Consider the following 10568-nt stretch of genomic DNA (forward strand, 5'->3'; position numbering starts at 1 on the left):
GCCCGGATTCTCAGTATCCGCGGGCAATCTGAGCGTGCTTAGGAGAGCAGTGATGAGCCAGACGGGGCCCTGGAGCGTCAAAGGAATTGACCAACGCGCGCGAGATGCCGCGCGAGAAGCTGCACATGCAGAGGGGATAACGCTCGGGGAATACCTGAACCGTCTCCTCATGTCGGTCGAATCGTCCAAGCCAAACGAAGTTGCCGCCCCCTTCGAACATCGCCGCCCTGCCCCGAACGCCGCCAATGATACGATCGACAAGCTGACGCGCCGCATCGAAGCGACTGAAGCCCGCTCAACCCTTGCCATCACAGGGATGGATCACACCATTCTCGGCCTCGTGGCCCGACTGGAAGATGCAGAACAGAGTTCGTCGACGGTCGCCTCACGTGTCGATGGTTTCATCGAGGAACTGCAGGAAACCTACGCAGCGCTACAGGCGAAGGTTCAGAAGCTTGAGGATGACGATTCCTCACGGGAGAACCTTGAAGCCCTGAAGTCTCTGGAACAGGCGCTCGGTAAACTGGCCAGCCACGTATTCGAAGAGAACGAACTNGCCCAGAATGAAGCCCTCGCAGTCAAGGGTCGCGTGGAAACCGGCTTTGCGGAGCTGAACGACCGCGTCGAGGGNATGGAGGTCAAAGTCGAGAAAACGCTCGCCGAGACAGCCTCCCGCATCGANACAGCGGTGAGCGAAGCAGAGCAGCGAGCAGAGACCCAGTCGCGCGAGTTCACGGACCGCCTGTCCGATCTCGAAACCCATGTGAACCTGAAACTGTCCGGCATCGACAGGACCGAGGAACGCCTGAGCGCCGCTGAAGCGCGCATGAGCGAGTCCCTGAATTCAGTCAACGCTGCGCTGGATAAAACCCAGGATCGCCTCAATCGCGCGGAATCGACCACCGACGCCGCGCTGCTAAGCCTGGAATCCACGCTGAACGATCTGGACGTGAAAATCGGCTCGCTGTCCCGGTCTGTTGAGCCAGATATGGCCGACAAGTTGCGGGCTGAATTCGAATCCCGGTTTGAGCAGATCATGGAAACCGTGCGCCAGTCAGTAGACACGACGCGCCGGGAATTGGCAGAAGAGATCAGCAAGGCGGCTGCTGCACCTGCCGACGACGTGTTCGAGGACATCCGCTCAGAGATTGACAGTGTGCGCCGTACTGTCTCCGAGGACAAAGAGCGTCAGAGCAGCGACATCCAGTCTGTATCTTCTGAAATCAAACGCATTGGTGGACTTGTCGGAGACCGGATCGAAGAGTTTGGTGAGCAGATCGACAAGCGCGTTAATGCAAGTGAACAACGCACAGCGGAAGCCATCTCGCAAATCGGCGAGCAAGTCGCCAATGTCGCTGGCCGGCTTCAGTCTCGTCAGGACAAGGCCCTCCAGACCCTGGCGACAGAAATTGAAGAAACTCGCAAGCGCGCGGATGCCAATCTATCNGACGCCCTGACAGGCATGTCCGACAGGCTCGACCAGATCCAGACCCAGACCAGCGCATCCTTGTCGCCAATCCANAAGGCGATGGCNTCGCTCGCAACGCGACTGGAAAATCTGGAAGATACGATCAACCCGGCTCAAGCAAGCCGCGATCCGATTGAAGNTCTTGGCGCAGAAGACANCTTCATTGATGCGGACAGCCTGCTNGAAGAGTTCCAGACGGAAGATTCAGATAGCCTGNTATCAGAAGACTATGACGCGGAATTCGAGCCGGGCCTGCCGCAAGATTCGACCGCGNTTGACGATCCGCAAGACTTCTTTTCGGACGACGTCGAGACGGANAATGAAAGCGACACAGTCGCCGAAGNCAATCTCGCATCCGCACCGGCGAAAAGTGCTTACACAGAAGATTTTGAGCTTGTTGACGAACTCGTTGAGCCGGAGGCCGAACCGGGCCCGGTCGACGCAGACGATGACTTCCATGAAAGCCTGACCGCNGGGCCNGACTCGCTCACGGGCGANGGAATCGACCCTCTGGTCGATCTCGACGAGTATGATGACAGCCATACCGAAGCGAGAGAATCCGANATCTTCGAAGATGACGAGTTCGACTTGTCATCATCTCCGTTCGAAGAAGACACCCCGANGGAAGAAGAAGTTGAAGCTGATGCCATTCTGGCGGACCATTCCGANAGCGACGAAGCAGANTTCGATCCACTCGTTGAAGAGGCTCCGCAAGAAGAGGAAAAGCTGGACTTCATGAGCGCCGCGCGGCAAGCCGCAATCGCTGCGTCGTCAGGACGCCCATCTCAACCTATCCGGATAGCGAGCCGTGACAGCAGCTCNGGCATGTTCAGCAATGGCAAGCTTCCTCTGTATGCCGCAGCGTCNGCCGTCGTGATTACCGGGGCTGCCGTCGGCGGATATCTGTATCTNCGCGGAAAACAGTCCACGCCGAGCGTTGCCGCTGCNCCAGTTGNGCCAACCGCGACAACCTCAGCAGACGTTGTTGAGCAGCCGGCAGCGGCCGCGGAGGACATCACGGTCGCAAGCATGACAACNGATGCGGACGCCATGTTGTTCGAAGAGGACACACCGGCGGCTGTCGCTCAGGCCGATCCCGAAGCCACTGAGCTTGAAACGCAGCCTGCCCCTGCNCTGCCTGCTCCGGTAGAGACAGCGCNGGTGGTCGAAACCGCCGTAAGTTACGCACCGATCCCCGCAGTAGAATCTCTTGCCACCCTTGCCGCATCTGGCGATGCGGTCGCTGAGTATTATGTTGCCCAGCAATACCTTGCTGAGAACAATCTGCGCGAGGCTGCGCCCCTGATGCAGAGCGCGGCCGACAAAGGCCTTCCCATTGCACAATACACTCTGTCCAAGCTGCATGAGCGCGGCACGGGTGTGCCCAAGGATCTGAACCTCGCACGTCAGTGGACGGAAAAGGCCGCTCAGAACGGGAATGTAAAGGCCATGCACGACCTTGCTGTCTTCATGGCGCAAGGCGAAGGCGGTCCGCAATCCTATGCTGGCGCCGTCGAATGGTTCCGCAAGGGCGCTGAGTACGGCATNGTCGACAGCCAGTACAATCTGGGCATTCTGTATGAGCAGGGTCTGGGTATCAGCCCCAACCTCACCGAAGCGCTTTACTGGTTTATGGTTGCAGCCAAGAATGGTGATGCTGGCGCCCCCGCAAAAGTCATGGAGCTGAAAGCATCGGTTTCAAAGGAGGCTGCCGCGTTGGCCCAAGCGCAAACCGATGCGTGGACTGCTTCGCGCGCCAATGGCCCAGCCAATGGCCAGTTCGAGCCACAAGCCTGGGAGCTCGGGAATCCTGAACAGGTGATGTCCATCCAACTGGCCCTGACCGCGCTGGGCTATCAGCCCGGCACTCCGGATGGCGCAGTTGGCCCCGGCACGGCCGCGGCGATTCGCGCCTACCAGGCCGACCACGGACTTCCGGAGACCGGCACCGTGACCAGCGGACTGATCGAAAGCCTGAATGCAAAGGCTGGCGCCTGAGCGCCAGCCTTATCCTCATGGACGTGAATAAGCGCGTGGGCGTTCGGATTCGTCCAGGCTGAGATACCGGTCGCGAAGACGAGTCTGACGAGACTCCAGAGATTGCGCTTCACCAGCGATAATCACGGCTGTGGGCGAGGAGACCACTTCCAGCGGGTCTCCATCCCATGCAACAACATCCGCATGGGCGCCCGGCGCAAGCCGTCCGAACCCGGTNAGACCGAAAATGTCTGCCGGCGCCGTTGTGAGCGCGGCCAGCGCATCGTNGAATGAAAGGCCATTGGCAACGGCATTTCCTGCCAATTGCGTCGCCAACCGGGCCTGATGGCTTTCATCCCCGATATTTGCAATCGCAAAGGTCACGCCAGCATCCGCCAACCGCGCAGCATTCTCTGACGTCGCAGCCAATTGTTCGAATGAAGATGGAAGATTTGAAAATGCGTTGATGATGACCGGAATATCCATGATGGCCAAACGGTCTGCCACGCGCCAAGCCTCATCTGCCCCCACAATGATGATGTCCAGATTGGGATATTCTTCCGCCAAATCCATCACCGCGTTCAGGTCACTCGCNCGGCTGGCCTGAATGACCATCAATTGTTGACCCCGGGCGGCGGTAGAGAAGGACAAGGCATCCAGCCGGTTCAGCGCAGCGCCTTCGTTNTGGGTCAGGTATCTGGCCGGATACGTCCGNGCATCGTCCAGAGCGGCGCGAAGCATAGCCATGGCCGACTGCCGCGACCCGCCCGCCAGCCCTGCGCCGGACTCGCCNAGTTTGATGAAGGAGAAGGCTTGCGCATCAATGTCCGCATCCAGATCACCGCTTGTGTCAGCCACGAACCCCTGACCCGCGAAAATGGTGTTGCCGGTGTTCGGCGCGACGACCAGTCGGGTAAAACCCTCGATACGTGTGATGTCCACTGCTGTCGCATCGGGATTGAAGCCATCAGCCGCATTCAGCGATGTCGAAAATTTGGAATTTGCGGCCATNGTGTCATTGGTCGAATCTTCTGCGCTGACCTCGACAAGCCCTGTTCGCGAGAAGGCCGCAATCAGGCCGGGCGTAACCCATGCCGCGGAGATTTCGGTTGCGCCATCTGGCACTTCGGTATTCTCGCCGCCGACCGTGACAATACGATCGTCCTCAATCACGACAACGCCATTCTGAATTGTCCCCTGCGCCGTGCCGGTCCAGACAGTCTCACCGCGAAGGACAATCGTTTCGGCGAGTGCGGGTGTAGCGGCAAGACCGATCGCAGCGACGCTTGCAAATAGTGTACGGATCATTTNCGATCTCCTTCGCCAGGCTGGCCGAGTTCAAAGTCCATGACAGGATTGGTTTCAGGATGGTCGCGGTCAAACATCAACGCACCGTCAATGAAGACCTGGTCCGCCTTCGTATACACGCTGAACGGATCACCAGACCAAATGACAACATCCGCCATCTTGCCCGGCTTCAGGCTGCCGGTGCGATCCTCGATGCCGAGGGATTTCGCCGGGTTCAGCGACAGCCAGGNCCATGCGACCTCCTTCGGAATGTCGATCCCGGCTTTCTGGCCGTCGGACCAGGCCTTGGCCGCTTCCTGGTTCAAGCGCTGAATGCCAACATCGCTGTCTGAGTGGACGATGGCACATGCACCCGCCTTGTGTACGAGGGGGATGTTTTCCCGAACTCCGTCATAGGCTTCCATCTTGAAGCCCCACCAGTCAGCCCACATGGACGAACACGCGCCATAGTCTGCCAGCTTGTCGGCAATCTTGTAGCTTTCGACAGCGTGGTGGAACGAGGCAACCTTGTATCCAAACTCCTTGGACATATCCATGATCTGAGCCATTTCGTCGGCGCGGTAGCAGTGCATGTGCACGAGGATGTCGCCATTCAGCACACCCGCCAACGTATCCAGCTCAAGATCCCGCGCAGGCGGCTCTCCGCCTTCATCTGCGAACTTGTCCCATTTACGCTTGTACTCAGCGGCCTTGATCCANGCNTGGCGATACCCGGCGACATTGCCCATGCGCGAATAGGGAGCCCCGCCCGGGAAACGACCGGCNCCATANCCATAAACACGTTTCGGGTTTTCACCGCAGGCCATTTTCAGCGTGTAGGGCGCATCTGGAAACTTCATGCCCTGCACCGTGCGGCTCGGCACATTCTTGAGAATTACGCCGCGCCCTCCAAACAGATTGGCGCTACCGGGCAGGACCTGCATGGANGTGATGCCGCCGGCAATAGCGCGCGTAAAGCCGGGATCTTGCGGCCAGACGCCGTGCTCTGACCAAACCTCTGCCGTAACGGGGGCAGAAATCTCGTTGCCATCACCATGCGCACTGACACCNGGCGACGGGTAAACACCAAGNTGGCTGTGATTGTCGATGATGCCGGGGGTGACCCAACGCCCACTTGCGTCAATGGTCTCAACACCGTCAGGCGCCTTGATATCGCTGCCGATGGCGGAAATCTTGCCGTCTTNCAGCAGNAGGCTGCCGTCTTCNATCAGATTTCCCTCNCCATCCAGAATGGTCGCATTGGTGATCAGGACNGGATCATTTGGATAGGGCTGATAGGTCGAAGGATACGGATTGCGGTCAAACCCTTCCTTCGCGCTCGAGTCAGCCTTTTTAGANTCATCGCCGCCGCATGCTGCCAGCAAAAGCGCAGCTGTGCAGGCTGCTGCCAGCCCGTGNAATCTTCGCATTTCGTCTTGCCCCGTTTCCGCAAATACAAGACGCGCATACTGCTGAGATTTGCTGCGGCTTCAAGGGTTGGCNGATGCGCAAACGCTTATTTGTTCCNCGNCGCACGCATAAAAGTGCAATGCAATGCTAAAGATCTGGCTTGAACGGGTCTTTCTTGTCTCGACCGAAAACCAAACGCATNAACCAGTTCGGCGCAAACCGTTCGACACGCGGATGCCGATCCAGCACGCTCTCCATCCAGCGCCGCCCCCAAACAGCATTACGCCCCAGCAATACGACGCCCACAATGGCAATGGGCAAACCGACCGGTATGATTGGCGTCACAAACGCTATTGGAATGGCGACCACGATCATGATGAGACCCGTCAGCGCGAGAATCTGGCGGAATGCCACATTCACGCCATTCCGAAGCCCTGTTGAGGGCTTTGGCATAGCATCTGCTCGTTTTGACAATGAGGGTTCGTCGTCTGCCATGCTGCTGAATATGGTAAAATTATCGAGTGTCGCCAGTGGTATCGACAGCATGTGTTCAAAGTCTGGTGTCTGCGTTACCTGATTGCTACATTTTGCGAATTCTTGCTGTCATGAACGGCAACTTGGCTAGAGGACGGCATGAAACTTCAGTCCATCCAGATCCTACGCGGCTTGGCCGCCATGCTGGTTGTCGTCTATCACATTCGCGCCATGGAAATGCTGGCGATCGGCAACAATGGTCTTTCGGAAACGCCATTCCTGAATGGCTTTGTCACCAATGGATATGCCGGAGTTGACCTCTTCTTCGTGATATCCGGCTTCATCATGGTGCATGTAACCCAAGGCATGAGGNCAGGTGTACGCTCCAGCCTGGACTTCCTGTTCGCCCGCGTTACCCGGATTTACCCGCTCTGGTGGCTGTTCGCCGCGATCATGACTGGCATGTTCTTCCTGTATAATGATTTTGGTCTGGGCGAAGGTTGGAACCGGGTCAGCCANGGACAACCGCTTCTTCCATTCCTCATCAAATCCTACTTTCTGGTACCNCAGAATGCGCATCCGGTGCTTGGTGTCGGCTGGACGCTGGTTCACGAGATCTATTTCTATCTCGCCTTCACACTGATCATTCTGCTGCCGCGGCGCTTTTGGCTGTGGGTCCTGTTGGGGTGGGGCGGCGCAATCGCGGCGGGCACATTCTTCGGGCTAACCAAGCCTTTTGGAGCCGATATAGTTTCATTGATCTTCTACCCAATGACGATGGAGTTCATCATGGGTGCCGTGGTCGGCTTGCTGGTCAGCTCTGGCGTAGCCTGGCGCAGCGGTGCGCTCACCNTGGTGGCTGTGTTCTGGCTGATGGCCAGTCTCGGNCTTCAGGGCGTCGAAGATGATCAGTTGATGATGTGGGGCCGCGTGTTCTGGTTCGGTCTGCCGTGCACGCTGCTTGTGTACGGCTTCGCCACGCTGGAGTTGTACCGTCGGCAAGCTTGGCTCATTCCGGCCGGAATCGGCGCACTCGTTGCGACGCTCGGAATTCTCGGTTTCGATCTCACTGAAGCTGCGCCGTTCAGCCAGCGCCTTGATGCCTTGATNGTGTCGCTCATTGTCGGGGCGATCGCTGCNGCAATCGTCTTCTGGATTGGCTGGCTGGGCGGACAGGCCATGCCGGACAGGATTCGCGCAATAGAACCTGGCTTCATGAGAGTGCATGGCGCCCTTGCGCGTGTCGGCGACTGGTCTTTTTCACTCTACCTGTGTCACCCGATCATTCTGGCGCCGATCCGGATTGGCTTCGCGGAATTATCCAAGGTTCCGGCGCTCAGGCCGCTCTTCCAGGCAGGACATGCCGGACCGCTGGACAATATCATTCTCTACGCCACAGCGCTGTTTGCCACGCTCTTCGTTGCGGCGATGACCTATCGCTTCATTGAACGACCGATGATTGTCGGCTTTGCCAAGGCACGGAGCGCAATCTTCCGGCGCGAGCAGCCAAAACCACTCGGCCGGGTTGCACCATAGGGCTCGCTCATTCTGCCGCGACGGAATTGGCGTCGGGCTGTGTCCATTTCAAAACAGGCTTACGGGCCGCTTGTGTCTCGTCCAGACGACGCATCGGCGCGAGGTAAGGCGCGCCCTTCAGCGTCTCATCCCCCTGCGCAGCGCGGCGGGCTATGGATTCCAGCGAGTCACAGAACCGGTCGAGCTCTGCCTTCGATTCCGACTCTGTCGGTTCGATCAGCATCGCCCCATGCACGACCAGGGGAAAGTACATCGTCATCGGGTGATAGCCTTCATCGATCAGCGATTTCGCAATGTCGATGGTCTCGATCCCGTCTGCCGTGAAGGCATCGGAGAACAATGCCTCGTGCATGCAATAGCCCTCAAAGGCNGGGGTCATCACGGATTTGAGGCGGGCCTGAATATAGTTNGCGTTGAGGACCGCNTCCTCGGNGGCCTGNTTCANGCCATCTGCGCCGTGGCTGAGCATATAGGTCAGGGCCCGGACGAACATGCCCATCTGGCCGTGNAAGGCGACCATNCGGCCGAAGCTCTCTTTGGCNTCACCTTCCATATCCTCAACNAGACGGAANACGCCATCTTCATCCTTCACGACAAAGGGCACCGGNGCGTAAGGCGCCAGCGCATCNGACANGACNGTCGGGCCGGAGCCCGGGCCGCCGCCGCCATGTGGNGTGGAGAANGTCTTGTGCAAATTGATNTGCATCGCATCGACGCCGAGATCCCCCGGGCGGACTCGGCCGACAATGGCGTTGAAGTTCGCACCGTCGCAATAGAAATATCCGCCCGCCGCATGGATGAGGTCGGCAATCTCCTTGATGTCGGTCTCGAACAGGCCGCACGTATTGGGATTGGTCAGCATGATGCCGGCAATATCGTCGGTTTTTTCAAGCTTCGCCTTCAGAGACTCCATGTCGACGCGGCCGCGGGCATTGGCCTTGATCTCGTCCACNATGAAGCCGCACTGAACCGCAGTTGCCGGGTTCGTTCCGTGGGCGGAGGCCGGCACCAGGACGCGCTTTCGGGCCTCGGCCTCGCCGCGCGCCACCAGAGCCTGGCGGATCGCCATCATGCCGCAGAACTCTCCATGCGCTCCGGCCTTGGGGCTCATCGCGACCGCAGGCATACCGGTCAGGGTCTTCAGCCAGGTGGCCAATTCGTCAATCAATTCCAGCGCGCCCTGCACGGTCGCCTGNGGNTGCAGCGGATGGATATCCGCAAAGCCCGGCAGNCGCGCCAGTTTCTCATTGAGGCGCGGATTGTGTTTCATCGTNCAGCTGCCCAGCGGGAACAGGCCAAGATCGATGGCATAATTCTTCTGGCTGAGGCGCATATAGTGGCGCACCGTCTGCGGCTCNGACAGGCCNGGNAGGCCGGTCGGCTGCTTGCGCGCAACGCCGCCAAGNCGACCGGTGCGGTTCTTCGGCGTGGGCAGGTCAACGCCCGTCGTGTCTTGTGTGCCGATCTCGAAGATCAGGCCCTCGGCTTGCAGCAAGCCTTTCGAACCGGACACGGTGTCCACGGACTGGTTGGCAGCTGAAACGGGAGATGTCGGGCGGCCTTGGGTGTTCATGGTCATGACGGCTTTCCATAAGGCTGAGCGTGAAAGGCTTTGTAGAGGCGCTCTTCGTTGAGTAGATCCTGTTCGGCATAAAGGCGCAGCTGACCGCGGCAAAAACTCTCACTGGCCATAATCTCGACTGGTACAATTCTCAGCGCCAATTCGAGAGCTTGGTAAGCATCCACGCCCATCACCGGATATGATTTCTTGTAACCTGGCCAATCAAGATCCAGTTCACAACGCCAGTCCTCGCCATCAAGCTCCGGCTGCATGACCGCGATACGGCCAGATCTCCATTTGCCCTCAACGAGGCATTCGATCCTGCGCTCCACGCATACCTCGGTCATCAGATGATCTCCTTCAGGGCGGCAGCATAGGCGGCTATATCTTCCGCCGTCGTGCATTCTGTGGCTGCGCAGAGGATGACGTCGCCCATATGTCCATCGGGGAAGAGGCGACTGGCGCGAACGCCGCCGACCACGCCAGCTTCGTCCAGCATCGCCAGAACGGCTTCGGCATCCATCGGGGTCCGGAAGGCAAACTCGTTGAAGAAGCGCGGCGTCAGGATTTCCACACCAGGCACAGCCTCCAGCGCGTCCGCCAGGTCGCAAGCGGCCTCATGATTCAACAGGGCCAGTTGTTCCAGCCCCTTGCCGCCCAGCAGCGTCATATGCGCCGTGAAGGCCAGCGCGCATAGGCCGGAATTGGTGCAGATGTTCGAGGTCGCCTTATCGCGGCGGATATGCTGTTCGCGGGTCGACAGAGTCAGCACGAACCCGCGATCTCCGTTGGCGTCAACGGTCTCCCCGCACAGACGCCCTGGCATTTGGCGGACCAGTTTCTGCGTGCAGGCAA

At 58.8% G+C, this 10568-nt stretch carries 7 protein-coding genes and 1 pseudogene; 2 read left to right on the plus strand and 6 right to left on the minus strand.

The window, feature by feature from the left end; all coding sequences use genetic code 11:
• The first annotated feature begins 52 nt into the window (after nucleotides 1–52).
• Nucleotides 53–3466, plus strand: coding sequence for a peptidoglycan-binding protein (locus CBB91_RS04580; RefSeq protein WP_273012415.1), 3414 nt, complete (start codon nucleotides 53–55; stop codon nucleotides 3464–3466).
• Nucleotides 3467–3481: 15 nt separating this feature from the next.
• Here the strand turns inward: CBB91_RS04580 and CBB91_RS04585 are convergent, their stop codons facing one another.
• The 3 genes from CBB91_RS04585 to CBB91_RS04595 form a co-directional block, all read right to left on the minus strand.
• A complete protein-coding gene (locus tag CBB91_RS04585; protein WP_273012417.1) occupies nucleotides 3482–4753 on the minus strand; it encodes an amidohydrolase family protein in 1272 nt (423 codons plus the stop codon).
• Entirely contained in the window at nucleotides 4750–6162 is a 1413-nt protein-coding gene (locus CBB91_RS04590; protein ID WP_273012418.1) for an amidohydrolase, read from the minus strand. The genes CBB91_RS04585 and CBB91_RS04590 overlap by 4 nt, the downstream gene beginning before the upstream one ends.
• Nucleotides 6163–6289: 127 nt before the next feature.
• On the minus strand, nucleotides 6290–6637 hold the full coding sequence (locus CBB91_RS04595) for a hypothetical protein (RefSeq protein ID WP_273012420.1): 348 nt from the start codon (nucleotides 6635–6637) through the stop codon (nucleotides 6290–6292).
• A gap of 138 nt (nucleotides 6638–6775) precedes the next feature.
• Here CBB91_RS04595 and CBB91_RS04600 point away from each other — a divergent pair, with 138 nt between their 5' ends.
• Complete coding sequence (locus CBB91_RS04600) at nucleotides 6776–8152, plus strand: acyltransferase (RefSeq protein ID WP_273012421.1); 1377 nt, start codon at nucleotides 6776–6778, stop codon at nucleotides 8150–8152.
• 7 nt (nucleotides 8153–8159) lie between these two features.
• Here CBB91_RS04600 and gcvPB read toward each other — a convergent pair whose 3' ends face one another.
• From gcvPB to CBB91_RS04615, 3 genes and pseudogenes are all read right to left on the minus strand, one after another.
• Nucleotides 8160–9731 carry an aminomethyl-transferring glycine dehydrogenase subunit GcvPB gene (gcvPB, locus tag CBB91_RS04605; RefSeq protein ID WP_273012422.1) on the minus strand — a complete coding sequence of 524 codons (1572 nt, stop codon included), beginning with the start codon at nucleotides 9729–9731 and terminating at the stop codon, nucleotides 8160–8162.
• Complete coding sequence (locus CBB91_RS04610; protein ID WP_273012423.1) at nucleotides 9728–10060, minus strand: hypothetical protein; 333 nt, start codon at nucleotides 10058–10060, stop codon at nucleotides 9728–9730. The genes gcvPB and CBB91_RS04610 overlap by 4 nt, the downstream gene beginning before the upstream one ends.
• A pseudogene (locus tag CBB91_RS04615) lies at nucleotides 10060–10568 on the minus strand (glycine dehydrogenase); the annotation flags it as partial. The gene CBB91_RS04610 and the pseudogene CBB91_RS04615, both read right to left, overlap by 1 nt.

The sequence above is a fragment of the Hyphomonas sp. TMED31 genome (assembly GCF_002172815.1).
Classification (GTDB): Bacteria; Pseudomonadota; Alphaproteobacteria; order Caulobacterales; family Hyphomonadaceae; genus Hyphomonas; species Hyphomonas atlantica.